Source organism: Micromonospora phaseoli (assembly GCF_900109115.1).
Classification (GTDB): domain Bacteria; phylum Actinomycetota; class Actinomycetes; order Mycobacteriales; family Micromonosporaceae; genus Micromonospora; species Micromonospora phaseoli.
The window spans coordinates 87175-112004 of the sequence record NZ_FNYV01000004.1; the positions used below are offsets into that span (position 1 = coordinate 87175).

Sequence of the window (24830 nt, forward strand, 5' to 3'; positions counted from 1 at the left end):
ACCACTGCAGTCGCCGGGGCGCCAGGTGCGACCGTGGTCGCACCTGGCGCCCCGGCGACACGGGTGCCGGCACGGGTCAGCGCGCTCAGTCGAAGTCGGCAGGGGTGAACTCCCGCGCCTCGACCAGGACCAGCCAGTTGCCCGAATTGTCGCGCGCAACGGCCTCCACCCCGTACGGGCGCTCCGCCGGCTCCTGAATGAAGTCGACCCCCTTGGACCGCAGGTCGTCGTAGGTCTTGCGACAGTCGTCGACGGCCAGGCCGATGCCGAACAGGTTGCCCTCGTCCTGCGCCCGGCGGAACATCTCGGCCACCTCCGGCGTGAACGGTGGCCCGGGCAGGGTCAGGTGCACCTCAAGCTCCGGCTGGCTGGGATGCTTGACGGTGCACCACCGATAGCCCTCGCCGAGGGTGATGTCGGTGGCCTCGACGAAACCCAGGATGTCGATGTAGAAGGCCTTGGCAGCGTCGATGTCCTTCACGAACACGCTGGTCAGCGAGATGTTGGTAATCATGGGACCAGGTTAGGGGAGGGTCGGCGGCGCCCGGCTTCTCCTAGCTTGCGGTGTCACCGCGCCGTTCGGCGAGCCCCCACATGAAGACGAAACAGCCAGGGATGTGCGGTGCCCCGGTGCGCGCCCAGCGGCGCTGGAATTCGCTCGGCGTCTCACCGACGACGTCCCGGAACCGGCTGCTGAACGAGCCGAGACTGGCGAACCCGACCGCGTAGCAGACCTCGGTCACCGTCAGGTTCGTGCTCCGCAACAGGTCCTGGGCCCGCTCGATGCGCCGCTGGGACAGGTACGCCGCCGGGGATCGACCGTAGGTGACGGTGAACAGGCGCTGGAAGTGGTACTTGCTGACGCCCGCCACCGCCGCGACGGCCGCGAGATCCAGCGCCTCGGTGTAGTGGCGATCCATGTGATCGCGGGCTCGCCGGAGGTGGACGAGCAGGTCACCGGAGGCACGGCGGGGTGGAGCAGTCATCGCCGGCAAGCTTATGCCGCCGGCTCACTGCGCTGGCATGGTCACCACGATCCGGTTGGCGGCTCGCCCCTGTGCCTGCCGGGACCAGGCGTCACCGACCTCGGCGAGCGGCACGGTCTCGTACGCCACGGTCAATCGGCCCGCGGCGGTGTGCTCGGCGATCGACCGGATGGCCCCGGCCCGCTGCGTCGCGTCCAGTTCGTTGTTGGTGTAGCCGAGCAGCCGCAGCGAGCGGCTACGTAGCGTCGCGGAGTCGAACGGGGCGATCTCGCCGGCCGCGCCGCCGAGATTGACCAGTCGGCCGCGCGGGGCCAGGGTCCGCAACGCAGCGGCGGCCGGCACGCCGAACAGCGGGTCGAGCACGAGGTCGGCCGGCCCGTCGCAGGCGGCCGTGAGCCGCACGGCGAGGTCGTCGACGGTGTCGCTGTCGGCGAGCGCGACCACGGCGTCGGCGCCCAGCGCGCGGGCCCGTTCCTGGGCGGCGGCCGACCGGGCGGCGGCGACCACCCGTCGGGCGCCGTGCAGGCGGGCCAGTTGCACGGCGGCCTGCCCGACGACGCCGCCGGCGCCGAGGACCACCACCTGCTCCCCCGGGCTCAGCTCGCCGCGCCAGGTCAGCGCCATCTGGGCGGCAACCGCGGAGAGCCCGAGGGCGGCGATGAGCGTGTCGTCGGCGTCGGGCAGGGTGACGACGTCGGCGTACGGCACGACGCAGTGTTCGGCCATGCTGCCGTCACCGGGGCGCATCCCGGCGGTGGTGGAGAACCACACCGGGCGGCCGTCGTCGAGCTGGCCCACCCCCTGCACCCCCGGGACGTACGGGGTGGCCGGCGCGCCGAAGTACGAGGTGCCGGTGGCGCAGAGTACGTCCAGCGGGGTGATCGGGGCGGCGGCGACCCGGACCCGGACCTGCCCGTCGCCGGGTCGCGGTGTCTCGCGGCGGGCGACGACGGGGGGCTGGCCGCAGGCGGTGACGACGGCGGCGTCCATCAGGTCGCGATGTCCGGGTAGGGCAGCGAGAAGTGCGCCAGCCGGCGGGCGTACTCCTGCTGGAAGCCGAGCGGTTCGTGGTCGCGTTCGAACATGGCGATGAACAGCGTCAGGGTGAGGAACGGGTGGGCACCCAGCTCGAACAGCTTGACGTAGTCGTGGCTGGCCAGCGCCTCCCGCTCGACGTCGGCGAAGCGCAGCCAGGTGCTTGCCTCGGGGACGTGGCAGTTCAGGATCTGGTTGGCCCGTTCGGCCTCCCACCAGGTCACCGTGCCGCGCGGGTCCTCGCGGTAGCGCTCCACCAGGGCGGGATCACGGTCGACGGTGTAGAGGAACTTGTTCAACAGGTACCTGCTCACGCCGCCACCGTCCCCTGCTCGCCGACCGCCGGCACACCGTCCGGGTACCAGGTGAAGTAGGCCTCCATGGTGTGGAACAGGTCGAGGGTGTCGACGTAGTCGGCCTTCGCGCCGTCACCGGCGACGCCCATCATCAGCATGAAGTCCATGAAGCCGTGGGTGGCGTTGCCGGGCGCGTGCAGGCTGTCCAGCGTCACCTCGGACAGGCAGCCCGCCAGGTCGCCGCTGCCGATCCACTCCACCGCCCGACGATCGAACTCCGGGTCGGGGCCGTGCTCGCCGAACTGTCGGGGCCCGCCCAACTCCAGCGAGAGGTGCCCGGTGCCGATGACGGCGACCCGCTGGTCGCCGGGCCAGGATTCGATCAGCTGCCGGATGGTCCTGCCGAGCTGCACGAAGCGCTTCGGCTGGGGCAGCGGCGGGGCGAAGATGTTGGTGTAGATCGGCACGATCGGCAGGTCGGCCTCGGGCCGCAGGGTGATGATCGGGCAGGTGATGCTGTGGTCGATGCGCAGCTCGTTGCTGTACGCGAGGTCGAATCCGGCGTCCAGCCCCTCGCGCAGCAGGTACGCCGACAGGTCCTCCTGGCCCCGGAGCAGCATCCGGGGCAGGCCGAACTCGCGTTCCTCGTTGTACCAGTTGGCGTCGTAGAACGGCGCCTTGCCGACGAGGAACTGCGGCATGTTGTCCAGCCACAGCTGGTGGAAGTGGTCGGAGCCGACCATCACCAGCACATCCGGCCGGGCCCGGGTCAGCGTCTCCCGGAATGCGGTGATCTTGCGTACCCATTCGTCGGCGAACGGTGGCCGGTCCTCGCCCTGGGCGGTGCTGGCCCGGTAGTAGAAGGGGTGGTGGGTGGAGGCGATGACCGCGACCAGTTTGGCCATGGACGGCTCCTCTCAGGACAGATCGGGGGTGGTGTAGGTGGCGTTGCGGTCGACGGTCAGGTAGACGTCCATGCCGATCGGGTCGCGGCGCTCCTCGGCGAGGTGACCGAGCAGGCCGGCGGCGCGAGCCAGCAGCGCGAAGCCGCGCAGCAGGTCGACCGGCAGGCCCAGGTCGGCCAGGGCCGCGCCGCAGACACCGGCGCCGTTGAGCGGCAGGGTACGGCCGAGCACCTCCGGATGGACCCGACCGATCGCCTCGAACAGCCGCAGGTGCGGCCCGCGCAGCTGCTCCTGCTCGGCGATCCGGATGAGCACCGGCGTACGCGGATCCTCGGTCTTGTGCACGGGGTGGCCGAGACCGGGCACCAGCCGGCGGGCGGTGCGGGCGGCGGTGACGGCTTCCCGGGCGAGGTCGTCGAAGCCGGCGTCGTCGACCGGTGGCGGCCCGCCGACGGCGGCGAGCGTGTCGGCGAGGAACCGGCCGCAGTCCTCGGTGACGCCGAGGAAGCGGGAGCCGCCGCCGAGCAGGCCGGCCGCCAGGGCGCCCTGGAGGGACTCCGGGGCGCTGAGGTAGGTCAGCCGGGCGGCGATGGCCGTCGGGGTGAAGCCGTGGTCGGCCAACGCCACCAGGACCGTCTCGAAGACGCGCACCTCCGACGGGGTGGGGCGACGCCGGGCGACCAGCCAGAAGGCGAGTTCACCGAAGCCGACCTGGCCCATCAGGTCGGCGGCGAGATCCTGACCGAGCAGCCGGATGCTGCTGGCATCGGAGGTGCCGATCGACGTCGGGAAGCTGGTCACGGGTTGTCCTGCCTCTCGGTGAGCCACGTGCGGATCTCGGTGCCGTGCTCGTCGAGGCCGGGCGGCGGCAGGTCGTAGCGGGCCGGGGTGGCGGAGAAGGTGATCGGGTGCCGGACGCCGGGCACCGCCTGGTCGCCGTCGCCGACCTCGACGACCGGGTCGAGGCCGAGTTCGTCGGCGAGCGCCACGCCGCCGTCGATGGTGTTGATCGGCGCGCAGGGCACGCCCGCGGCGATCAGGTCGCGGAACCACTCGTCCTTGCCTCGGGTACGCAGGCGTTCCAGCAGCAGCGGTCGCAGTTGCTCGCGGTTGGCGGTGCGGTCCTGGTTGCGCCCGAAGCGGGGGTCGTCCACCAGCTCGGGCACGCCGAGCACCTCGCAGAGCTTCGCGAACTGACCGTCGTTGCCGGCGATGACGACCAGCTCGCCGTCGGCGGTGGGCAGCGGCTCGTACGGGAACAGGCTCGGGTGGGCGTTGCCCATCCGGTAGGGCACGGTGCCCCCGGCGACGTAGGCGCTGGAGTGGTTGACCAGGCCGGACAGCGCCGAGGAGAGCAGGTTGACCTCGACGTGCTGGCCGTGCCCGTCCGCGTTCCGGTGGTGCAGGGCGGCGAGGATGCCGATGGTGGCGTGCATGCCGGTCATCACGTCGAAGACGGAGATGCCGGCCCGGTACGGCGAGCCGTCCGGGTCGCCGGTGAGGCTCATCAGGCCGGAGACGGCCTGCACCATCAGGTCGTAGCCGGGCAGCGCGGCGCCGGGGCCGGTGCCGAAGCCGCTGATGGACGCGTAGACGACCTTCGGGTTGACGTCGGCGACGGTGTCGTAGTCGAGCCCGAACCGGCGTAGTCCGCCGGGCTTGAAGTTCTCGATCAGCACGTCGGCCCGGCCGGCGAGTTCGCGGGCCACCGCCAGGTCGTCGGGGTCGCGCAGGTCCAGCGCGATGGAGCGCTTGTTGCGGTTGATGCCCAGGTAGTAGGTGGAGATTCCGTCGCGTACCGGGGGCATCCAGGTGCGGGTGTCGTCGCCGCCGGGGCTCTCCACCTTCACCACCTCGGCGCCCATGTCGGCCAGCAGCATGGTGGCGTACGGCCCGGCCAGGATCCGGGAGAAGTCCGCGACCAGCAGGCCCCGCAGCGGGCCGCCGGACGGCGTCGGTTCCTGTTCACGCCCGTGCTCCGATGCCATCGCCATCCCACTCCCCGACCGCCAGGCGGACATGTGTCCGTGAAAGCCGAGTATTGGAGCGGGAATGCTCACTGTCAACCGTTGACACCTACCGGAAGGCGCGCCCACACTTGCGGCCATCGCGACTGCGCCCGCATCACGGACAGCTGTCCGCAGAGTGGGCCGCACCCACCACCGCTGGGAGTTGACCGCATGAGCGCACCCGTGTCAGACCCGAACCCCGACCGTCCCCTCCTGTTCCGCAACGCTCTCGTCCTGACCATGGACGACAACCACCGCGTCCTGCCCTGCGCGGATGTCCTGGTCGTCGGCGAGCGCATCGCCGAGATCGCCGTCGGGCTGGCCGCCCCCGACGGCGCGATCGAGATCGACGCGTCGGGCGGCATCCTGATGCCCGGCATGATCGACACACATCGGCACATGTGGCAGACCGCGATGCGCGGCTACGGTGCCGATTGGACGCTGACCCAGTACTTCGTCTGGTACTACCTGGAGTCCGGCAAGATGTTCCGCCCCGAGGACATCTACGCGGGCAACCTGCTCGCCGCCATCGAGGCGATCGACGCCGGCGTCACCACCACCGTCGACTGGTCGCACGGCCTGCAGAGCACCGACCACGCCGACGCCGCGGTGGACGCCCTGCAGGAGGTGCCCGGCCGGTTCGTCTTCGCCTACGGCAACATCCAGCAGGGGCCGTGGGAGTGGTCCACCAGCCCGCAGTTCCGCGATTTCGTCTCCCGCCGCTTCCACAGCCGCGACGACATGCTCGGCCTGCAGTTGGCCTTCGACGTCACCGGCGATCCGGCCTTTCCCGAGCGGGCCGCGTTCGAGGTGGCCCGGGAATTCGGCCTGCCGGTCACCACCCACGCCGGAGTGTGGGGCGCCACCAACGACGACGGCATCCGGCTGATGCACGAGAACGGCTTCATGAACCCGTCCAACGTGTACGTGCACGCCGCCACCCTCACCAACGACTCGTACCATCGCATCGCCGCCACCGGCGGCTCGGTCTCGGTCTCCACCGAGAGCGAGCAGAGCGCCGGTCAGGGCTACCCGCCCACCTGGGCGCTGTGCCACCACGACATCCCGGTGTCGCTGTCGATGGACACCAGCGTCTGGTGGAGCGGCGACCTGTTCTCCGCGATGCGCAGCACGCTCGGCGCCGACCGCTCCCGTGAGCACCTGGAGGCGCACCACCGCCAGGACACCGTCACCCACTGCCGGCTGCGCGCCGAACAGGTCGTCGACTGGGCCACCCGGGGCGGCAGCCGGGCGCTCGGGCTCGACGACGTAGTGGGGAGCCTGGAGACAGGCAAGAAGGCCGACCTCGTGCTGATCAAGAACGACCGGTCGCCGGTGATGTTCCCGATCCTCAACCCGTACGGCCACGTCGCGTTCCAGGCCCAGCGCGGGGACGTGCACAGCGTCGTGGTCAACGGCCGGCTGGTCAAGCACGACCACCAACTCGTCGGGGTCGACCTGGCCAAGGCCCGCCGCCACGTCGGGCAGACCATCGACCACCTGGTCGGCGCGATGGGTGCGGACGCGTGGGCCAAGGGCATGAACCCCGACATCCCCGAAACGAAGATCCAGGACAACCCCTACACCTACACCGAGTGGGACGCCGGTTCGGCGCAGTGGAAGCATTGACCGGCACGTGACCCTCGGAAGGCAGGCAGCAATGGCACGCGACGCCCGACCCGACTTCATCGAAGCCCTGGCCCGCGGCCTCGACGTCCTGCGCTGCTTCCAGCCCGGTCGACCGGTGATGACGCTCAGCGAGATCGCCGGTGCGACCGGGCTGGCCCGGCCCACCGTCCGCCGGATCCTGCTCACCCTCGAGGACCTCGGCTACGTACGCTGCGCCGAACGAGGCTTCGCCCTCACCCCACGGGTGCTCGAACTCGGCATGGCGTACGTCAACTCGCTGAGCATGTGGGACGTCGCCCGACCGCACATGCAGCACCTCGTCGCGCAGACCAACGAGTCCACCTCCATGGCCCAGCTGGACGGCAGCGACATCGTCTACGTCACCCGGGTCGCCGTACCGAAGATCATCACTCTTTCGGTGACCATCGGCACCCGCTTCCCCGCCCCCGCCACCTCGATGGGCAAGGTGCTGCTCGCCGCGCTGCCCGAGGACGAACTCGACCGGGTGCTGGCCCAGCCCGGCCGCTCCGGTATCACCCCCCGCTGGCAGCCGGACCGGGCCGCCCTCGACGCGTCGCTGCGCGAGGTGCGGGCCCGCGGCTGGGCCCTGGCCGACGAGGACCTCGCCCCCGGCATCCGGTCGGTCGCCACCGGTGTCCGGGACGGCCAGGGCCGGGTCGTCGCCGCCGTCAACGTCACCGTGCACGCGGCCGAGACGTCGCTGCGCACCCTCACCGAGGAGCACCTGCCGCGGCTGCTCTGCGCCGCCGCCGACATCAGCCAGGACTGGGCGCTGCTCGGCAGCGTGCCCAGCGTGCTCCAGGACGCCCGCGTCGAGCCCGCCGCCGCCACGGTCACGGTCACGGTCACCGCCGAGCCGGTCAACGCGGGCAACTGAGCGCCGGCTGGTCGGGTGGTCGCGGCCCCGACGACTGCCGCGACCACCCGGGCCGGTCACCGCCTCGGTGCCTTGACCTTCTCCTTGTTGTAGTTGTTGCCCCTGCCGTCAGGCTTGTAGTTCTTCTCCACGTTGCCCGCCGCGTCGACCGAGAACCAGTGGACGGTCGTGCCGGCCGCAACGGTCAGCGTCTCCCCGCCCTCGCGGATGCCCGCCGACCCGTAGAGGGTCGAGTCGTAGGTGGGCCGGGACCGGTCGAGGGTGTAGAAGACCGCCGCCGGTTCGCTGGTGGAGAACGTCACGTCCACCATGCCCGGTGTGGCGCTCGGGGTCACCGACAGCGAGCTGGACGGCCTCTTCTTGTCGGTGTCGAAGTCCCGGGCCACCCGCAGCATCTCGACCAGGCCGTTGGAGAACTCCATCGTCTCGGCGTGCGCCTCGTCCCAGGCCGGCTGGAACGACGTGCCGACCTCGAAGTTCCAGGCGTAGATGCCGTACTTGTACCAGAGCATGTCACCGGAGTTGCCGGCCGCCGAGTACAGCACGTCGGCGATCGGTCCGGTGCGCGCCGGCGTGACCGCCAGGTTGCGGTGCCGCTTGATGGCGGTCAGGATCCGCGCCGAGGCGCCCCAGAACAGCGACTCCTCGGCCAGCGTCGGTCGCGGCGCGGAGATCCGGCCGGGCGTCGCGTACGAGCCGGGCGACCACATGAAGTAGTTGCCCGACGAGTGCAGGTTCATCGAGAACTTGACGTTCGGCCGGGCGGCCAGCCAGTCGACGTTGCGGCTCTCCGGCTCCGACAGCTCGCTCGGTCCGGCATAGGTGCCGCTGGTGCAGCTGGTGGAGGCACCCGAGTAGCCGTCGAAGAGGCTGTACTCGGTGTAGTTGCGGTTGTTGTCCACGCCCCACGAGTTGCGGCCGAGGAAGTCACCGGACGTCTCCGGCGTGCAGTGGTTGGTCATGTTCTTGCGCTGCGAGTTGAAGTCGTAGAACGAGTAGTGCCCGCCGTCCGGGTTGATCGACGGCGCGATCCAGATGTCCAGGTTGTCCACCAACTGGCGGGTCTTCCGGTCGTGCGCGTAGTTGCGCAGCAGCCGCTCGGCGGTCTCGATGGTGACCAGTGGGGGCACCCATTCCCGCGCATGTTCCTGCGCGTACGCGAGGACACCGAGCTTGGAGCCGTCGCGGTGCTTGCCGATCCGGATCGCGTACACCGGATGCGGGTCGCGGGAGACCGACGCCGGCGCCGACAGGCCGTCCGACAGCGCGGTCGGCGCGGCCGGCGCGACCACACCGGTGCCCGGGCTGCCCCGATAGGTGTACGCCCGCAGCAGCGTCCCCGCCTGCGCGTTGAGCGCGGCGACCACCTGCTCTGCGGTGCTGGTGACGGTGCCGCTGCCATCGGTGGCGAGGTCGACGCGGACCTGGTTGCCGGTCACGGTCACCGCCAGAGGCGCGTCGGCGACACCGGGGTCGGCCAGTTCGACCGAGATGTCGTTGCCCCCCTGGTGCCCCCAGGCCACCGAGTCCACCGCGATCCGGCTAGCGTTGGCGGTGCCGAGCACGGCCTGCGCCTGCCGCCGGTAGCCGTTGGTCTGGTACGGCAGCTCGACGATCTCGGCCAGCTTCGGGTACTGCACGGCGAGGGCCTTGATCCGGTCGTACAGCTCGGTGGGCGTGAGGTAGCTGGCCACGAAGTCCTTCATGTAGCCCGGCCCCTCCGGGTCCTTGTCGGGGATGGGCAGCCACTCGTTCACCTTGGCCACCGCCGTGTCACCGGTCGGGCTGGTGATCCGCACGTACGCCGGACGGCTGGTCACCTGCGCCGCGCCCCGGTGGTAGAGGTAGGCGCCGGCGTCGACGAAGCGGGAGATGCTCTGCGTGCCGCCGGAGCCGATCTCGGTGCCCGGCCCACTGTCCCGCTCGACGGTCAACGGGGCGCTGTCCGTCTGACCCTGCGCCCACTTGGCCTCGACCGAGAGGACCTGGGTCTCGCCGGAGGTGTAGTAATCCGCTCGGATGATCCTGACGTCGGAGACGGTGGTTCGGGCCGAGACCGTCGCCGCGGCGGCGAACTCCTGGTTCTCGGCGAAGTGGGCGGCGATGGTCGCCTCCCGCTCGGCCACCCGGTCGGCCGCGTCGGCCGCGGTGTGCAGAACCCTGCCGAAGGTGAAGCCGGCCCGGGTCAGGGTGGCGACCTCGTTGCCGGTCACCACGGCGTGCACGACGATGCCGTCCTCGGTGTGGCTGACGTGATGATCGAGGTCGACGCCGGTGGCGACCAGGGCGTCCAGTTCGGCGGTGCCGGTCAGCACCACCTCGACCACGCTGGCATCCTCGTCCGCGAGCCGACCGAGGTCGGCCGGTGCGGCGCTGGGCGCGGCGGCCCGCGGCACGATGGCCGCCGCCGGACTGACCAGCAACAACACGGCCGTCGCGACGGCCAGAGCGGTGGATGCGGGCATCCGGTGTCGCCACCGGGAACCGGTAGGGAGTGCAGACATGAGGCGGTGGCCCCTTTCCCCGGGCATGCGCGCCGACGAAGCGGGTCACGCAGCGTCGCGCAGCTGACCGATTAGAGTGATCGGGTTGGGCACAACCCTCGCCCGCAGATCCGTATCTGTCAATGACTGCCGACCCCGGCTCCGGTGACCGCGCCCACCCCGCCCCGACCGCCCCCGATCTGGTGTTTGACCTGCATGCAGACTGGACACCAAGAGCGTGAGGCTCGATTACGAGGGGGATCACGCGTGTCCGAGAACGCCATCGACCGACACAGCCATACCGCCGACCGGCCGGCCGAAGTGACCGACCCGCTACTGTGGCGGCTCGCCCTGGACGTCGCCGACGCCCACGCGCCGGACGGGGAGGGCGGCTGCGACCACCTGCTCTGCGCCGGCCAGGACTGGCCCTGCGGGCCGTGGCAGCAGGCCCAGCGGGCGCTGAGCCTCGCGCAGGGCGGCTCGCCGGACGAGGCACCGGCACCCGGGGCACCGCGGGAGGCGGACTGGGCGCCCTCGGCACCGCTGCCGAGCTGGTCAACAGAGCAGTCGCGCCGCAAGTCGGCCGCCGCCTGAACCGCCGCCTGAACCGCCGGCCTAACCGCCGGCCGAGGTGCCGGCTGGATCCGGCCGGCCGCACGGCAGCCCGTCCGCGCCCGTCAATGTACCGTTGACAGGTGCGCGACCTGCTCGATCTGCTCGCCGGAGTACCGGTCGCCCGGGATCAGCTCGATGACACCGAGCTGGATCTGATTGACCGGGCGCGGCAGGCCGGTGCCACCTGGGCCCAGGTGGCCGACGCGCTCGGGCTGGGTAGCCGACAGGCCGCCGAGCAGCGCAGCCAGCGGCTGGCCGCCGTGCGGCGGGCCCGGCGGTCGGCGGCCGACCGGCACTGGCCCGCCGAGATCGCCGCCCTGCGCGAGCTGCTCGGCGAACTGCGGCGCTGGATCGACGCCGACCGGCGCTGGGAGGGACGCTTCCCCCGGGCCACGCTGGCCGACCGCACCACGACCCTCGCCCTCGACGCCGAGCCGGGCGGCCTCTACGACCTGGCCCGGCGGATCTGCGTCGACCTGGCGGAGGCCGGCCCCGACCTGCCGACACCGGTACGCGCCATCGCCCGCGACCTCGCGCAGATCCTGTCAACGCCACGTTGACACCCCTGCCCGCTATTGCTTCGCGCAGGCCCAGAACCTGACGATGTGAGTCACCTCGACTCAACCTTCGGAGCGGCTCGTGCGGCGCAACGCGGTCCTGTTCGTGGCGGTCTCCCTGCTGGCCGGCTTCGGCGGCAGCGCCATGGCCCTGGTCGCCGGCATCTGGCTGCTCGACCTCACCGGCTCCCCCGGTCTGGCCGCGCTCGCCGGCCTCTGCGTGTACGCACCCACCCTCGCCGGCCCGTGGCTCGGTATCCTCGTCGACCGGCTGCCCCGGCGGCCGCTCGTCATCGCGACCAACCTGACCCTGACCGCCACCCTGCCCACCCTGCTGGCGGTCCGTTCTCCCGCACAGGCGTGGCTCCTGCTCTGCGTGTCCACGGTCTACGGAGTCGCCTACGTCCTGGTCGACGCGGGCGAGAGTGCCCTGCTGCCCGCCGCCCTGTCCCCCGCCGACCTCCGCCATGTCAACGGCGCGCGCGCCAGCGCCCAGGAGGGCGTCAAACTCGTCGCCCCGCTGGCCGGCGCCGGCCTCTACGCCTGGCAGGGTGGGCATGTCGTCGCCCTGCTCGCGGCCGTCCTGCCGGCCCTGGCCGCCGTCGGCTACGCCGCGCTGCGACTGACCCGCAGGCCACCGGCCGCGCACCGGCCTCGGGGAGTCCGGGCCGGATTTGCGGTCCTGTCTGGTGCGGCGTCGATCCGAGTACCCGTGGGGCTCGCCGCGGTCACCATCGGCATGTCCGGCTTCACCACCGCCGCCGGGTACGCCGTCGTCACCGACGTACTCGGCCGGCCGGCGACGGTCCTCGGCGTCCTGCTCAGCGCCCAGGGTGCCGGCTCCCTCGTCGGTGGGCTGATCGTCGGCCGGCTGCTCGCGCGGTACCCGCCGACCGCCGTCGGCGTGGCCGGCACGGTGCTGTTCGCGGCGAGCTGCCTCATCCGGTGCCTGCCCTGGTGGCCGGGGGTCGTCGCGGCGTCCGTCGTGGCCGGCGTGGGGCTGCCGTGGGCGCTCGTCGCCGCCGTGACCGCCGTGCAGACACACAGCCCGGATGCGCTGCTGGGCCGGGTCGCCGCCACCGCCAACACGATCATGTTCGGGCCGATCGTGGTCACCACTGCGGTGGGGTCCGCCGCCGTGCTGCTCGGTGCCCGACCGCCGCTCGCCCTCGCCGCCACCGTGTGCCTCATCGCCGGCGCGCTCGGCGGGCGGCTCGCTACGGCGTCGCGGTCGGCTCCCCGCCATCCGGCTCGGGGCAGCAGACGGTCAGGGCGGCCGGCACGGCCCGGACCTTCAGACGCTTCGTCCGGGAGCGGGCACCCCCGTCCATCTCGTACGTCTTCTTCTCGGCGAAGCGCACCCTGACCTTGCGTCCCCGGGTGATCCGGAGGAACTTCGAGTCCTCGGAGCGGCCGGTGGCCATCTTGCCGAGGGTGCGCGCCCAGTCGACGGCACCGCTGGCCGTGGAGACCCCGATCTCCAGCGAGCCGCTGTCCGGGCGGGCGTCGTCGAAGGCGGGAATGCCGCCAGTGATGGTGCCGACGTTGCCGAACAGCACGCAACTGGCCTCGCCGTCGAACCAGGTGTCGCCGTCGACGGTGATCCGGGTACGGGTCAACTCGCCGCGTACGTGTCGCAGGCCCGTCCACACGTAGGCGAGCCGGCCGAGGCGGCCCTTCATCTCCCGGTCGGCCTCGCGGATCAGGTCGCCGTCGAAGCCGGCACCGGCCATCACCGCGAAGTGTTCACCATTGAGTTTGCCGAGGTCGAGGCGGCGGCGCGTACCGTGCAGCCCGATGCGGACGGCCTCGGCCAGGTCCTCCGGGATACCGAGGTTGCCGGCGAACAGGTTGGCGGTGCCGGCGGGCAGGATCGCCATCGGCGTCGGCGATCCGGCGAGGGTGTCTGCACAACGTTGCACCATGCCGTCGCCGCCCCAGACGAAAACCAGCTCAGCACCCTTGTCCAGGGCCCTGCGGACCTTCTTCGGCGCCTTGCGGCTCTTGGGCACCTCGTACCAGAGCAGGTCCCGCACACCCGCGCCGACCAGGGCGGCGCGCAGCTCGTCCAGGCCACCACCGAGGTTCTTCTTCCGATGGGCCACGACCGCGACGGTGCCGACCGTCACGGCGGGGGCCGGCGGGCTGTCCGGGTCCACCACCACACTCGCGCTCATGCCTGCCGTTCTACCCAACCAGCGCGCGATTGACGCGCGGACCACGACGACTGCTCGCGGATCCGCACCCGAGGACCGAGGAGCACCGTGACGACGTTGCCAGAACCAGCATGATCCACCAGGATTCGATAGACCGGTTTCCCGTGCTGCACCCGTCACCTCACGTACGCGGGCAGCCCGCACCTCAACCTCGAATGGAGCCGAACAGGTGGGAATCTTCGGCCGGAAACGCAAGGCGCCGCCCGCACCACCGCCAGGACCGCCACCACCGCCCACCGTGGCACCCGGGGACCTGGAGGTCGCGCGGCGGGTGGTCAGGGCCTTCCTCTCGGCGCTGGGTGACGACGAGCTCATGCAGCAGGCCGCGCAGGCAGTGGCCCAGGCCGGCGGTGGCGTACCCGACCTGGAGACGTTGCTGCGCAACGCCCGCCAGGCACACCAGACCGGAGATCTCGGGATCGATCGGCCGTGGCGCTGGCTGACAGCCGTCACCGCCGAGGCACAGCGACTGGGCGACCCGCAGCTGGTCGCCGAAATCGGGTACTTCGTACTCGTCTGGGATGCCCAGCTGCGGGGCCGGATCAGCTCGGGCGAACTGGGCTCGATGCTCCAACTCCCACCGCACGACGCCGTGCGGGACGTCTACTCGACGGCGCTGTTCGCCCTCGCCGAGGTCGATCCCGAACAGCTCATCACCGACCGGACCGGCACCGTCACGGTGGCCTCGCTGCGGACCGCCCTCGCCAACGCCGTTCTCGACGCAGATCCGTCGTACCCGGTCGAGGTCTCGACGCAGGCACGCCGGCTCCTCGACGGCTGAGCCGGTGCCGACCGCCACGTCGCGGCTCGCCCCGGCCGATGTGACAAGCGGGCCGGGGCGAGCCAGGGCGATTGCGCGACTACAGGGTGCGGGCGAGGCGGTCGGCGAGGATCCGGGCGAACCGCGACGGGTCGGCCAGGTCGCCGCCCTCGGCGAGCAGCGCGGTGCCGTACAGCAGCTCGGCGGTCTCGGCCAGGGACGCGTCGGTGGCACCCTGCTCGTGCGCCTTGCGCAGACCGGTGACGAGCGGGTGGGTCGGGTTGAGCTCCAGGATCCGCTTCACCTTCGGCACCTCCTGCCCCATCGCCCGGTACATCTTCTCCAGCGTCGGGGTGAGGTCGTGCGCGTCGCCCACCACGCAGGCCGGTGAGGTGGTCAACCGCGACGACAGGCGCACCTCCTTGACGGAGTCGGCCAGCACCCCGCCCATCCAGCCGAGCAGGTCGGCGTACTCGGTGCGCTGCCGCTCCCGCTCGGCCTCGGCCTCGGTACGCTCCTGCTCGGTGTCCAGGTCGACCTGCCCCTTGGCCACCGACCGCAGGGGCCGACCGGCATAGCTGCCGACCCGTTCCACCCACACCTCGTCGACCGGATCGGTGAGCAGCAGCACCTCGTAACCCTTGGCCCGGAACGCCTCCATGTGTGGGGAGTTCTCGATGGTGGCGCGGTTCTCGCCGGTCGCGTAGTAGATGTCGCTCTGACCCTCGCGCATCCGGCTCACGTAGCCGGCCAGGTCGGTCAACTCGGCCGGGTCGTGGGTGGAGGCCACGGAGAGGATCTCCAGCAGGGTGTCCTGGTTGTCGGTGTCCTCCAGCAGCCCCTCCTTGACCGCGGCGCCGAACTCGGTCCAGAAGGTGCGGTACCGCTCCGGCTGGTCGGCCTTGAGGTCCTTCACCGTGGCGAGGACCTTCTTGACCAGGCGGCGGCGTACGGCCCGGATCTGCCGATCCTGTTGAAGGATCTCCCGGGAGATGTTCAGCGACAGGTCGTGGGCGTCCACCACGCCCTTGACGAAGCGCAGGTAGTTGGGCATCAGCGCGTCGCAGTCGTCCATGATGAAGACGCGCTTGACGTAGAGCTGCACCCCACGTCGCCCCTGGTGGGAGAAGAGATCCAGCGGTGCGTGCGTGGGGATGAACAGCAGCGCCTCGTACTCGAACGTCCCCTCGCCCCGCATGTGGATGGTTTCGAGGGGGTCCGCCCAGTCGTGGCTGACGTGCTTGTAGAACTCGTGGTACTCGGCCGGCTCGACCTCACCGCGCGGGCGGGCCCACAGCGCCTTCATCGAGTTGAGCGTCACCGTCTCGGTGGTGGCGGGGGCGTCGTCCGCGCCAGGCCGCTCGACGGTCATCCGGATCGGGTGGGCGATGAAGTCGGAGTAGCGCTTGACGATCTCGCGGATCGTCCACTCGGCGGTGTAGTCGTGCAGATTGTCCTCGGCGTCGGCGGGCTTGAGGTGCAGGGTCACCGCCGTGCCCTGCGGCACGTCGTCCAGCGCGGCGACGGTGTACGTGCCCTCGCCGGTGGACTCCCACCGGGTACCGCCGCTCTCGCCGGCCCGCCGGGTCACCAGCTCGACTGACTCGGCGACCATGAACGCGGCGTAGAAGCCGACACCGAACTGGCCGATCAGCTCCTGCGACGCACCGGCGTCCTTGGCCTCACGCAGCTGACGCAGCAGCTCGGCGGTGCCGGACTTGGCGATGGTGCCGATGACGGCGACGACCTCGTCGCGGGTCATGCCGATGCCGTTGTCCCGCACGGTGAGGGTGCGCGCGTCCCGGTCCACCTCGATGGCGATGTGCAGGTCGCTGGTGTCGACGTCGAGCTCCTTGTCGACCAGCGACGCCAGGCGCAGCTTGTCCAGCGCGTCGGAGGCGTTCGAGATCAGCTCGCGAAGGAAGACGTCCTTGTTCGAGTAGATCGAGTGGACCATCAGCCGGAGCAGCTGACGCGCTTCGGCCTGGAACTCCAACGTCTCGGCCCGGTCGTTCACACCATGTCCTTTCCGGTCGTCCACACAACGGTTCGCGGAAAGGATACGAGCCGTCGCGGTACGCGTGCGCCGGGTGGTCCACCAACGCGCCGACACGCCCGACGGGCGGTGCCCGAACCGCCGCCGGCCCGCCCCTGACCTACGGGGCGGACCGGCGGCGGGGCCAGGGGAGGTCAGCGTCGGCGACCGTACGTCCCGGCGACGAGCGAGACGCCGACCGCGGCGAAGCCGATCTGGATGAACAGCTCGATCCAGTCGATGCCGGCGGTGTCGTCCACGCCGATCAGCCCGGCGAACAGCGTGCCGAGAATCGCGGCGACGATACCGATCAGGAGAGTCAGCAGGATCGGGATGCGCTGGCGGCCCGGCACGACGAGCCGACCGAGGGCGCCGATGACCAGACCGATGATGATGGCGGTGAAGAAGCCTTGGATTTCCACGAGAGCCGTCCTTCCGGGCGTATAACTCAGCGCCCGTCTGGTGCCCCCGCCGGCCGTACCGTCAAACCCGACATCGCGCCGTCGACCGCTTTGTCACGCGACCGTCACATCCCCGCAGGGCTCCCGTCATCCACCCTCAGCGCGGGTTGATCAGGACGGCGTAGTCGGCCGCCGTGAGCGGCTCCGACGACAGCGAACCGTCCGCCCGGGGGACGCTCAGCGGTGCGCCGCCCTCCAGGAACAGCACCGCCGTGACGTCGGTGCGGGCGTTGAGCGTGCACACGATTTGCCCGTACGCCAGCAGCCCGTCGCTGCGGCCGGTGTCCACGGCGGCCGCAGCGACCGTGACCCGGGCCACGCCGTCCGCGAGCTCGACCACCGCGCTGCTGAACGCCCCCGGCAGGGCGCTGGTCACGCCGTCGTCGCGCTCGGCGGGCGTCGGCCCGGCGAGCAGGTCCCGCAGTTGGGCGTCGAGAGCGGGTGCCTGGTCGATCCGGCGGATCACCGGCACCAGGCGGTCGTCGCGGGAGAAGTAGAGCACCTCGGTCGCCGCGCCGGTCTCGGCGGCCGTCGGCGCGGCGGTCGCCGAGTACGGGAAGGGGCCGGGCGGCGGGGTGACGGTGCGGGGCAGGTCCTCGGCAGGCACCCCGCACGCCGCCACCAGGGTTAACACGGCGGCGACCGCGACGGCCCGGGCGGTAAGGGCGCGAGCCGTGACGGCGCGGGTCATGAGAGGCTCCCGGGCAGGGTGACCCGGAACCGGGCCCCGCCCTCGGGGCGGTCGCTGACCGAGGCGTCCCCGCCGTGCGCGGCGGCGTGCTGAGCCACCAGCGCGAGCCCGAGGCCGGTGCCGTCGCCGCCACCCCGATAGTTGGCCGCCCGGCCGCGCACGAAGCGGTCGAAGATCGCCTTGCGGTCCTCCATCGGCACTCCCGGGCCCTCGTCGTCCACCTCGAGCACGCCGGTGTCACCGTCGTGGGAGAGCCGCACCGCGACCGGTCCGGCGCCGTAGCGCTCGGCGTTGTCGAGCAGGTTCGTCAACACCTGCGCGACCCGGCGCTGATCCACCCGCCAGATCGCCGGTGTGTCCGGTGCCAGCTGCACCATCGAATCCGGCAGGTCCCGGTCGCGGCACGCCTGTCGGGCGAGCTGCGCCAGGTCAACCGGCTCCCGGTGCACCGGTTTGTCGCTGCGGGCCAGGTCCAGCAGGTCGTTGACCAGCTGCTGGAAGCGGTCGATCTCGTCGGCCACCAGCCGGGCCGCGGTGGCGGTCCGCTCGTCCTGGTTCTCCCGGCGGCGGGCCAGCACACTCGCCGCCGCGGCGAGCGTCTGCAACGGAGAGCGCAGTTCGTGGCTGACGTCGGCGGCGAAACGCCGATCCCGGTCGATGCGCTGGGCCAACTGGTCGACCATCCGGTTGAAGGAGGTCGAGAGGCGGGTCAGGTCCGGGTCGGTGTCCGGCGCGAGCCGGGTGGTGAAGTCACCGGCGGAGATCCGCTCGGCGGCGTCGGCGACGGCGGTCAACGGGCGCAACCCGTGTCGGGTGGCATACCAGCCGAGGGCCGCCCCCGAGCCGGCCACCATGATCGCGACCGCGGTCAGCGCCAGCGCCAGGATCTGGAAGGTCTGCTCCAACTCCCGCAGCGAGGCGATCTCGTAGAAGCCGGCCGACTCCGACAGCGGCACGCCGACCAGCATGACCGGGTGGTCGTTGACGCGGACGCGCTGCACCGCCGGTTCCCCGGCCGAGACCAGATCCTGCATCCGGGTCGGAATAGCGGTGGTGAGTCCGGAGTCGGCGCCGCGGGCGTACCACTCGCCGTCGAGAAGGATCAAGGGTCGCCGGCCGCTGCCGGTGTCCAGCGCCCGCAGCGCCTCCACCACGTCCGGGTTCTCGATGTTCAGCCCCGCCCGAACCACCGCCGCGTCGTAGTACGCCGCCCGCAGCACGGTGCGCTCCCGCTCGTCGAGCAGGGTGCGGCGGGTCAGCTCGTACGACACCAGGGCCATCGATGCCGACAGCAGCAGCGCACCTACCGCGAACGCGGCGGTGACCCGGGCGCGCAGTCCGAGGCGTCTCATCTCTGGAGTTTGTAGCCGAGGCCGCGCAGTGTCACCAGATGCCGGGGATTGGCCGGATCGGTCTCGATCTTCTGTCGCAGCCGGCCGACGTGCACGTCGACCAGTCGTTCGTCGCCGGTGTCGTACCCCCAGACCCGGCTGAGCAACTGCTGGCGCGAGAGCACCCGACCGGCGTGCTCGACCAGCTCGCAGAGCAGCCGGAACTCGGTGCGGGTGACGGCGACCGGCTCGCCCGAGCGGCGTACCTCCCCGGCCTCCGGGCTGACCTCCAGCTCACCGAAGGCGAAGACCGGCACCGCCTCCTGGGTGTCCGCCGAGCTCACCGTGCGGCCGCGCCGGCGCAGGGCCCGCAACCGGGCGGTCAGCTCCTTGATCGCCACCGGTTTGACCACGTAGTCGTCCGCCCCGGCCTCCAGCGCGGCGACGATGTCATGGGTGTCGTCGCGCGCGCTGACCACCACGATGGGCACGTCGTCGTCGCGGCGCAGTTGACGGATGCCCTCGAAGCCGTCGATACCGGGCAGCATCAGGTCGACCAGGACGTAGTCGGCCGGTTCCCGGCGCTGCGAGCGCAGCCCCTCCTCGGCGGTGGCCGCCCCCCGGGCCTCGTAGCCCTCGTCCTCCAGGGCGAGCAGCAACGCCAACCGGATCCGGTCGTCGTCCTCGATCACCAGTACCGCTGTCATACCGGAATCATCCCCAAGCCATCACCGACCGGCCAACCGCAGTCGACTTAAGGGGGTTTTGTCATGCAACTGTCATACGTCCGCGCGGTGCCCGCCAACCCCGCTGGGCAGGGTGAGAACGACCTCAGGACACCATGAGAGGGGGCCTCGACGTGATCACCCCGCGCCGCCCCGAGTGTTCGGTTCCGTTCGTGGAGGTATCCATCACCGAGCTGGACCTGGCCTGCCTGCCGGAGACCGGCGCGGTCTTCGACCAGCTGCTGGCCCTGCACCCGGAGCAGATCGTGATCGACCTGGCCGACTGCCGACACATCGACGCCGCGGCCATCGGGCTCCTGCTCGACGTGCACCGTCGGATGATCCGCGCCGGCGGGGTGCTCTCGGTGCGCAACCCGAACCCGCGCATCATCCGCATTCTTCAGACCGCCCGACTCGACCACATCCTGCCGGTACGCACCGACGCCAGCCCGGCGCCGGCGGTGCCCACCGCCCCCCCGACCGTGGTCGCGGCCGGCGCGGGGACCGCATCGGCCGGCGATGCCCCGCTGCCGGATGCCGTGCCACGCGCCACCGCTTACGGCCGCGCGACCGTCACCGTACGCACCTGACGCACCGAACCGCGAGGACGAGGAGCAGCATGACCATCGCCGGGATCGGCACGGCTCTCGCCGTCGGCCTCGCCGTCGGCTGGCTCGGCCGGTTCGTCCTTCCCGGTCGCCCGGCCGTGCCGCTGTGGCTCACCATGACCATCGGTGGCGTCGCCGCGTTGCTCGGCGCCATCACCGCGTGGCTCGCCGGCGTTCAAGGATTCAGTCTGCTCAGCCTGGTCGTGCAGGCCGGTCTCGCCGCGACCGGCGTGGTGATCGTGATCGCCACCGCCGGCAAGGAACGCTCCGACTCCCGCTAACCGTTCGTCCGGCGACGGCGCCACCCGGCCGGAGCCCCGAGTCCCTGTCCCGGCCGCACCGGCCGGGACACCGGAGAGGAAGCAGGATGACCGTCGTACCGGACGACAAGCTGATGACGCTGATCTGCGACGTCTGCGGCGAGACCACCACCGGCACCGCCTGTGTGCTGCCCGACGCCGAGGTCGTCTGGACGCTGGTCTCCGACCATGGTTGGAGCGGCTCGCCGTTCGCCACCGGCCCGCACCGCTGCCCGCGGTGCAGCACCATGCCCACCGGCACGGCACCGCGCGGCGCCCGCCCGAACACCGAGGAGGTGCCGGTCATCGCCGCCGGCGGCGACGTCGAACCGGGCACCGAGGACGCGTTGCGCGCCGCGCTGCGCACCGCGGTCGACGTGGATGGCACCGTCGTGGTCGATCTGGTCGGAGTGCAGGTCATCGACTCGGCCGGGCTGGGCCTGCTGGTCCGGGCCCATCGGGACATCCGTGAGCGCGGCGGGCAGCTGTTCCTGGCCGCGCCGTCGAGGTTCGTCCGCACCGTGCTGCACACCATGAAACTCGACGGGGTGTTCCCCATCGTCGACAGCCTCGACGCCGCCGTGGCGCACCTGCGGGCCGCCGCCAACCCGACCGCGCCCGCGACCCCGACCGCGGTGTCACCGCCAGTGCCGGCAGTGCCGCCGCTGCCAGCGGTGCCGGCTACCCGCCGGACCGCCGGCAGCGTGACGGTATGACCGTCATCCCATCTCGGACACGGCGTGTGAAGACGCCAGCGCGCCGGTGAGTGCCGGGCAGCACCGGCGTACGACGATCAGGAGGCGGCGGAGAAACCGCCACGGCGGCGCAGTCGACCGATCCAGCCCTGCGCGGTGTGTCGGGGCACGCCGTAGTGTTCGGCGACGGCGGTGACGGTGCCGGTGCGGTTGAAGACGTCGACCACGTCGTCCGGCATGCGCCGGTAGACACGCCCTTTGGGCACCGACGCTTCGGTACGCCGGCGCGCCGCGCCGGCCGCGGTGCGGTTGGCACCGGTTCGCACGGACCGCTTGCCGGTGGCCGAGCTTCGCGGCTGCTCGCTGGGCGGCTCCTCGGTGGACGATCCGAGGGCGCGCTCGGCCGCCGCCGGTGTCACCGGTGTCGCGTGGTCAGGGAAGAGCGCGCGCAGCAGGAGGTTCAGATCGAAGGAGGGGAGGGTCGGTGCCGAGATGCCACTGCCGGCCCGCATCACGAGCTCCACCACCCGCGGCGTCGAACCGTCCATGTCGACGCAGATGACGGTTTCGGTTTCGGCGTTCTCGGCTCTGATGGTGATTGTGTAGTCACCCATCGCTACCCTCCGCTGTTCGTCACATCACAGCACACACCCCGGCAGTGTGGTGGTTGAACATCTTAACCAGATTAGCGGATTGAGCTGCTTCCTTACAGACCGCAACCGACACGTGTCGACGCCGCCGACCGTGGCCGACACGCACGTCGCTTTCCGGTGGACCGTCATCAGCGGGGCGAGGTGAAACGTCCGGGTAGCGACTTCAGCCCGTTGACGAAGTTGCTCTCCAGCCGGACGACCGGGCCGGTCACCTCGAAGCGCGCCAGGTGCGGCGCCAGTTCCCGCAGCATGGTCTGCGCCTCCAGCCGGGCCAGATGGGCGCCGAGACAGAAGTGCGGCCCCATGCCGAAGGACAGGTGCGGGTTCGGATCACGGTCCAGCCGTAACGTGTCCGCATCGTCGAAGACGCGCGCGTCCCGGTTCGCCGACACGTACCACAGCACCACCTTGTCCCCCTCGGCGATGGATCGGCCGCCCAGCTCGGTGTCCTGGGTGGCGGTACGCCGGAACTGCATGATCGGGGTGACCCAACGCAGCAACTCCTCCGTCGCCTCGGGCAGCAGCGTCCCGTCACGCGACAACCTATCCCGCTGCGCCGGATCCGACAGCAGCGCCAGGACGGCACCGGAGATGAGGTGTCGGGTCGTCTCGTTGCCGGCCACCACCAGCAACAGCCAGAAGCTACAGAACTCGCGATCGGAGAGTCGACGGCCGTCCACCTCGCTGGTCGCCAGCAACGTCATCAGGTCGTCGCGAGGCGACCGGCGGCGCTGGGCGGCGACCTCGAGCGCGTACTGGAACGCCTCGAAGAACGTCCTGCGGTAGGCCTCCACGTCCCCGCCGCCGTACTCGGGATCGTCGAAGCCGACGAGGTTGTTGCTCCAGCGGTGCAGCAGGTGCCGGTCCTCGCGGGGCAGGCCGAGCAGGTCCGCCAGGACCAGCAACGGCAGTTCGGCGGCGAGGTCGGCGACCACGTCGCACTCCTGACGACGCACCGCCCGCCGCACCAGGTGGTGCGCGTGGGCGGCGACGCTGTCCTGCAACGCCCGGATCGCCCGTGGGGTGAACACGGCGGTGACCAGCCGCCGGATCCGGGAGTGCTGCGGCGCGTCCATGTTCACCAGCAGTTGCCGGGCCTGTTCGAGATCCGCCGTGGTGCGCGGGTCGGGCAGGAACGCCCCCTTACGGCCGGAGGAGAACAGCTCCGGCTGCCGGGACGCGGCGACGACACCGTCATGGCTGGTGACCGCCCAGAATCCGGAGCCCTGGCTGAGCATCCGGCCGGCGCCACCGCGCCGCCAGAGCGCCGGCTCCGGCACCCAGCACACCGGCTCGTCCCGCCGCATCCGGGCGAACTCCGCGTGCGGCACCCCGACGCCGTACGTCTGCGGATGCGCCACGTCCGGACGCTGCGCCACCGGACTCACGACCGCTCCCCGGCGGCCTGCGGGCGCAGCAGCTCGCGCAGCACGTCGTGGCGGAGCTTGCCGGTGCCGTCGCGGGGCAGCTCGGCGACGAACCGCCACCGTCGGGGCACCTTGAAGCCGGCCAGGGACCGCCGGCAGAACCCGTCCAGCACCTGCGGGGCGTCGACCGGATCGAGCCGGTGCCGATCCAGTTCGACGACGGCGACCACCCGCTCGCCGTACTCGTCGTCGGGCTCTCCGGTCACCGCCGCGTCCCGCACCGCCGGATGGGACAGCAGGACCGCCTGCACCTCGGCCGGGTAGATGTTCACCCCACCCGAGATGATCAGCTCCCGGGCCCGGCCGGTCAGGTAGAGGTAGCCGGCGTCGTCGAGGAAGCCGGTCTCGCCGTAGGTGAACACGCCGGGACGCAGGTGCGCGTCGCGGGTCTGCTCCGGGGCGTTGTGGTATTCGAACGTCTGCCCGGACCGGCGTACGAAGACCCGTCCGGGCTGACCGGGTGGCAACGCGGCGCCGTCCGGATCCAGGATGACGACCTCGTTGGGCGGCACGGCCCGGCCGACGCTGCCCGGCCGACGCAGCCAGTCGTCGGCGCCGATGAGGGTGACCACCCCCGCCTCGGTGGCCGCGTAGTACTCGACCACCACCGGCCCCCACCACTCGATCATCCGGCGCTTCACCTCGACCGGGCAGGGCCCCCCGCCGTGCCACACCACCCGCAGGCTGCTCACGTCGGCCCGCGCCCGGACGGCGGCGTCCAGCCGCAGCAGCCGGACGAACTGGGTGGGCACCAGGTGGCAGGCGGTGATCCGATGCTCGGCCACCGCGGTCAGGAACGCCGCCGGCTCGAACCGTTCGTGCAGCACCAGCCGACTGCCGCGCAGCAACGGCAGCAGCGCGAAGAACAACTGCGCGGAGTGGTACCACGGGCCGACCAGCAGCACCGCGCCGCGCGCCGGCACCGCCAGCGCATGCCCGGCGTACGCCAGCAGCCGCTCCACCCGGCCGAACGGCGCACCGGTGCGGAACAGCCCGTTCCGTACCCCCTTCGGCGCACCCGTGGTGCCGGAGGTGTAGAGCATGGTGGAGCCGCAGACCTGCTCGCCCGGCTCGTCGTCGGCGACAACGGCGAGCAGCGGTTCGACCGCCTGCGCGTCGGCGAGATCCTGCTCCCCCGTCACCAGTTGGCGGACCGGTACGCCGGCGGCCCGCACCGCCTCGTCGACCACGGCCGCGTACGCCGGCTCGGTCAGCACCAGCCGGCTCGCCGAGTCCGTCAGCAGGTACGCGATCTCGGGGGCCGTCAGGTGCCAGTTGACCGGCACCACCGTCACTCCGGTGTGGATGGCGGCGAGCAGCGCCTCGATGCTCTCCCGCCGGTTGCCGCAGACCACCGCCATCGTGTCGCCGACCCGCAGCCCCTGCACGCGCAGCAACCGGATCCACCGGTTGACCCGAGCGTCGAGACCCGACCAGTCCAGCGTGCCGGTCGGGTCACCCAGCGCCGGCACGCCGGCCGCCCCGGCCAGGTCCCGTAGCAGTACGGCCATCGGTG

At 71.5% G+C, this 24830-nt stretch carries 25 protein-coding genes and 1 pseudogene; 9 read left to right on the top strand and 17 right to left on the bottom strand.

The genetic code is table 11. The features are described 5' to 3' along the window. Positions 1-85 precede the first annotated feature (85 nt). The 7 genes from BMY89_RS11925 to BMY89_RS11955 are packed head-to-tail and all read right to left on the bottom strand — an operon-like array spanning position 86 to position 5210. A complete protein-coding gene (locus tag BMY89_RS11925; RefSeq protein WP_092379550.1) occupies positions 86-514 on the bottom strand; it encodes a VOC family protein in 429 nt (142 codons plus the stop codon). 40 nt (positions 515-554) lie between these two features. Further along, on the bottom strand, positions 555-986 hold the full coding sequence (locus tag BMY89_RS11930; RefSeq protein WP_170147645.1) for a helix-turn-helix transcriptional regulator: 432 nt from the start codon (positions 984-986) through the stop codon (positions 555-557). 24 nt (positions 987-1010) lie between these two features. After that, on the bottom strand, positions 1011-1976 hold the full coding sequence (locus tag BMY89_RS11935) for a quinone oxidoreductase family protein (RefSeq protein WP_092379555.1): 966 nt from the start codon (positions 1974-1976) through the stop codon (positions 1011-1013). Further along, positions 1976-2335 (bottom strand): hypothetical protein, encoded by a 360-nt coding sequence (locus BMY89_RS11940; protein WP_092379558.1) that lies wholly within the window; start codon positions 2333-2335, stop codon positions 1976-1978. The genes BMY89_RS11935 and BMY89_RS11940 overlap by 1 nt, the downstream gene beginning before the upstream one ends. Beyond that, positions 2332-3222, bottom strand: a complete 891-nt coding sequence (locus BMY89_RS11945; protein WP_092379562.1) for a DODA-type extradiol aromatic ring-opening family dioxygenase — start codon at positions 3220-3222, stop codon at positions 2332-2334. Before BMY89_RS11945 ends, BMY89_RS11940 begins: the two co-directional genes overlap by 4 nt. A gap of 12 nt (positions 3223-3234) precedes the next feature. After that, positions 3235-4023 carry a citryl-CoA lyase gene (locus BMY89_RS11950; RefSeq protein ID WP_092379565.1) on the bottom strand — a complete coding sequence of 263 codons (789 nt, stop codon included), beginning with the start codon at positions 4021-4023 and terminating at the stop codon, positions 3235-3237. Beyond that, positions 4020-5210 carry a CaiB/BaiF CoA transferase family protein gene (locus BMY89_RS11955; RefSeq protein ID WP_092380313.1) on the bottom strand — a complete coding sequence of 397 codons (1191 nt, stop codon included), beginning with the start codon at positions 5208-5210 and terminating at the stop codon, positions 4020-4022. Before BMY89_RS11955 ends, BMY89_RS11950 begins: the two co-directional genes overlap by 4 nt. A gap of 192 nt (positions 5211-5402) precedes the next feature. On the opposite strand from BMY89_RS11955, the gene BMY89_RS11960 reads away from it, so the two are divergent. After that, positions 5403-6860, top strand: coding sequence for an amidohydrolase family protein (locus tag BMY89_RS11960; protein ID WP_092379571.1), 1458 nt, complete (start codon positions 5403-5405; stop codon positions 6858-6860). 31 nt (positions 6861-6891) lie between these two features. Further along, positions 6892-7758: an IclR family transcriptional regulator domain-containing protein gene (locus BMY89_RS11965; protein WP_092379574.1), complete on the top strand. Its 867-nt coding sequence runs from the start codon at positions 6892-6894 to the stop codon at positions 7756-7758. A 56-nt stretch (positions 7759-7814) separates the two neighbouring features. Here BMY89_RS11965 and BMY89_RS11970 read toward each other — a convergent pair whose 3' ends face one another. Next, positions 7815-10223 carry a M14 family metallopeptidase gene (locus BMY89_RS11970; protein ID WP_232521244.1) on the bottom strand — a complete coding sequence of 803 codons (2409 nt, stop codon included), beginning with the start codon at positions 10221-10223 and terminating at the stop codon, positions 7815-7817. Positions 10224-10508: 285 nt separating this feature from the next. Between BMY89_RS11970 and BMY89_RS11975 the strand changes: the two genes are divergently transcribed. The 3 genes from BMY89_RS11975 to BMY89_RS11985 all read left to right on the top strand — a co-directional run bounded on the left by BMY89_RS11975 (position 10509) and on the right by BMY89_RS11985 (position 12779). Next, on the top strand, positions 10509-10835 hold the full coding sequence (locus BMY89_RS11975; RefSeq protein WP_092379580.1) for a hypothetical protein: 327 nt from the start codon (positions 10509-10511) through the stop codon (positions 10833-10835). A gap of 101 nt (positions 10836-10936) precedes the next feature. Then, positions 10937-11416: a hypothetical protein gene (locus BMY89_RS11980; protein WP_092379585.1), complete on the top strand. Its 480-nt coding sequence runs from the start codon at positions 10937-10939 to the stop codon at positions 11414-11416. Positions 11417-11495: 79 nt separating this feature from the next. Next, positions 11496-12779 (top strand): MFS transporter, encoded by a 1284-nt coding sequence (locus BMY89_RS11985; protein WP_198413998.1) that lies wholly within the window; start codon positions 11496-11498, stop codon positions 12777-12779. Here the strand turns inward: BMY89_RS11985 and BMY89_RS11990 are convergent. Next, positions 12733-13590: pseudogene (locus tag BMY89_RS11990) on the bottom strand (diacylglycerol/lipid kinase family protein); the annotation flags it as partial. The gene BMY89_RS11985 and the pseudogene BMY89_RS11990 overlap by 47 nt on opposite strands. Positions 13591-13798: 208 nt before the next feature. On the opposite strand from BMY89_RS11990, the gene BMY89_RS11995 reads away from it, so the two are divergent. Continuing rightward, a complete protein-coding gene (locus tag BMY89_RS11995) occupies positions 13799-14410 on the top strand; it encodes a hypothetical protein (protein WP_139217934.1) in 612 nt (203 codons plus the stop codon). Positions 14411-14489: 79 nt separating this feature from the next. Here the strand turns inward: BMY89_RS11995 and htpG are convergent, their stop codons facing one another. From htpG to BMY89_RS12020, 5 genes are all read right to left on the bottom strand, one after another. Beyond that, the gene (gene htpG, locus BMY89_RS12000; RefSeq protein WP_232521311.1) at positions 14490-16346 is read right to left on the bottom strand and encodes a molecular chaperone HtpG; all 1857 of its coding nucleotides are present in this window, start codon (positions 16344-16346) and stop codon (positions 14490-14492) included. A 233-nt stretch (positions 16347-16579) separates the two neighbouring features. Next, entirely contained in the window at positions 16580-16846 is a 267-nt protein-coding gene (locus tag BMY89_RS12005) for a GlsB/YeaQ/YmgE family stress response membrane protein (protein ID WP_092379596.1), read from the bottom strand. A gap of 136 nt (positions 16847-16982) precedes the next feature. Further along, positions 16983-17576, bottom strand: a complete 594-nt coding sequence (locus tag BMY89_RS12010) for a GerMN domain-containing protein (protein WP_092379599.1) — start codon at positions 17574-17576, stop codon at positions 16983-16985. After that, positions 17573-18928: a sensor histidine kinase gene (locus BMY89_RS12015; RefSeq protein ID WP_092379601.1), complete on the bottom strand. Its 1356-nt coding sequence runs from the start codon at positions 18926-18928 to the stop codon at positions 17573-17575. Before BMY89_RS12015 ends, BMY89_RS12010 begins: the two co-directional genes overlap by 4 nt. Beyond that, the gene (locus tag BMY89_RS12020; RefSeq protein ID WP_092379603.1) at positions 18925-19614 is read right to left on the bottom strand and encodes a response regulator transcription factor; all 690 of its coding nucleotides are present in this window, start codon (positions 19612-19614) and stop codon (positions 18925-18927) included. Before BMY89_RS12020 ends, BMY89_RS12015 begins: the two co-directional genes overlap by 4 nt. 191 nt (positions 19615-19805) lie before the next feature. On the opposite strand from BMY89_RS12020, the gene BMY89_RS12025 reads away from it, so the two are divergent. From BMY89_RS12025 to BMY89_RS12035, 3 genes are all read left to right on the top strand, one after another. Further along, positions 19806-20222 carry an STAS domain-containing protein gene (locus tag BMY89_RS12025; RefSeq protein WP_232521251.1) on the top strand — a complete coding sequence of 139 codons (417 nt, stop codon included), beginning with the start codon at positions 19806-19808 and terminating at the stop codon, positions 20220-20222. 29 nt (positions 20223-20251) lie between these two features. Next, a complete protein-coding gene (locus tag BMY89_RS12030; protein WP_092379607.1) occupies positions 20252-20521 on the top strand; it encodes a GlsB/YeaQ/YmgE family stress response membrane protein in 270 nt (89 codons plus the stop codon). 86 nt (positions 20522-20607) lie between these two features. Beyond that, positions 20608-21255, top strand: coding sequence for an STAS domain-containing protein (locus BMY89_RS12035; protein WP_092379610.1), 648 nt, complete (start codon positions 20608-20610; stop codon positions 21253-21255). A 77-nt stretch (positions 21256-21332) separates the two neighbouring features. Here BMY89_RS12035 and BMY89_RS12040 read toward each other — a convergent pair whose 3' ends face one another. From BMY89_RS12040 to BMY89_RS12050, 3 genes are all read right to left on the bottom strand, one after another. Continuing rightward, complete coding sequence (locus BMY89_RS12040; protein ID WP_092379612.1) at positions 21333-21848, bottom strand: hypothetical protein; 516 nt, start codon at positions 21846-21848, stop codon at positions 21333-21335. A 167-nt stretch (positions 21849-22015) separates the two neighbouring features. Further along, positions 22016-23275: a cytochrome P450 gene (locus tag BMY89_RS12045; RefSeq protein WP_092379615.1), complete on the bottom strand. Its 1260-nt coding sequence runs from the start codon at positions 23273-23275 to the stop codon at positions 22016-22018. Then, positions 23272-24825 (bottom strand): AMP-binding protein, encoded by a 1554-nt coding sequence (locus tag BMY89_RS12050; protein ID WP_092379617.1) that lies wholly within the window; start codon positions 24823-24825, stop codon positions 23272-23274. Before BMY89_RS12050 ends, BMY89_RS12045 begins: the two co-directional genes overlap by 4 nt. Positions 24826-24830 lie beyond the last annotated feature (5 nt).

Coding starts and splice junctions, on each gene's coding strand:
- BMY89_RS11925 (WP_092379550.1), bottom strand. CDS start 514: ATGATTACCAACATCTCGCTGACCAGCGTGTTCGTGAAGGACATCGAC.
- BMY89_RS11930 (WP_170147645.1), bottom strand. CDS start 986: ATGACTGCTCCACCCCGCCGTGCCTCCGGTGACCTGCTCGTCCACCTC.
- BMY89_RS11935 (WP_092379555.1), bottom strand. CDS start 1,976: ATGGACGCCGCCGTCGTCACCGCCTGCGGCCAGCCCCCCGTCGTCGCC.
- BMY89_RS11945 (WP_092379562.1), bottom strand. CDS start 3,222: ATGGCCAAACTGGTCGCGGTCATCGCCTCCACCCACCACCCCTTCTAC.
- BMY89_RS11955 (WP_092380313.1), bottom strand. CDS start 5,210: ATGGCATCGGAGCACGGGCGTGAACAGGAACCGACGCCGTCCGGCGGC.
- BMY89_RS11960 (WP_092379571.1), top strand. CDS start 5,403: ATGAGCGCACCCGTGTCAGACCCGAACCCCGACCGTCCCCTCCTGTTC.
- BMY89_RS11965 (WP_092379574.1), top strand. CDS start 6,892: ATGGCACGCGACGCCCGACCCGACTTCATCGAAGCCCTGGCCCGCGGC.
- BMY89_RS11970 (WP_232521244.1), bottom strand. CDS start 10,223: ATGCCCGCATCCACCGCTCTGGCCGTCGCGACGGCCGTGTTGTTGCTG.
- htpG (WP_232521311.1), bottom strand. CDS start 16,346: ATGGTCCACTCGATCTACTCGAACAAGGACGTCTTCCTTCGCGAGCTG.
- BMY89_RS12010 (WP_092379599.1), bottom strand. CDS start 17,576: ATGACCCGCGCCGTCACGGCTCGCGCCCTTACCGCCCGGGCCGTCGCG.
- BMY89_RS12015 (WP_092379601.1), bottom strand. CDS start 18,928: ATGAGACGCCTCGGACTGCGCGCCCGGGTCACCGCCGCGTTCGCGGTA.
- BMY89_RS12020 (WP_092379603.1), bottom strand. CDS start 19,614: ATGACAGCGGTACTGGTGATCGAGGACGACGACCGGATCCGGTTGGCG.
- BMY89_RS12030 (WP_092379607.1), top strand. CDS start 20,252: ATGACCATCGCCGGGATCGGCACGGCTCTCGCCGTCGGCCTCGCCGTC.
- BMY89_RS12035 (WP_092379610.1), top strand. CDS start 20,608: ATGACCGTCGTACCGGACGACAAGCTGATGACGCTGATCTGCGACGTC.
- BMY89_RS12040 (WP_092379612.1), bottom strand. CDS start 21,848: ATGGGTGACTACACAATCACCATCAGAGCCGAGAACGCCGAAACCGAA.
- BMY89_RS12050 (WP_092379617.1), bottom strand. CDS start 24,825: ATGGCCGTACTGCTACGGGACCTGGCCGGGGCGGCCGGCGTGCCGGCG.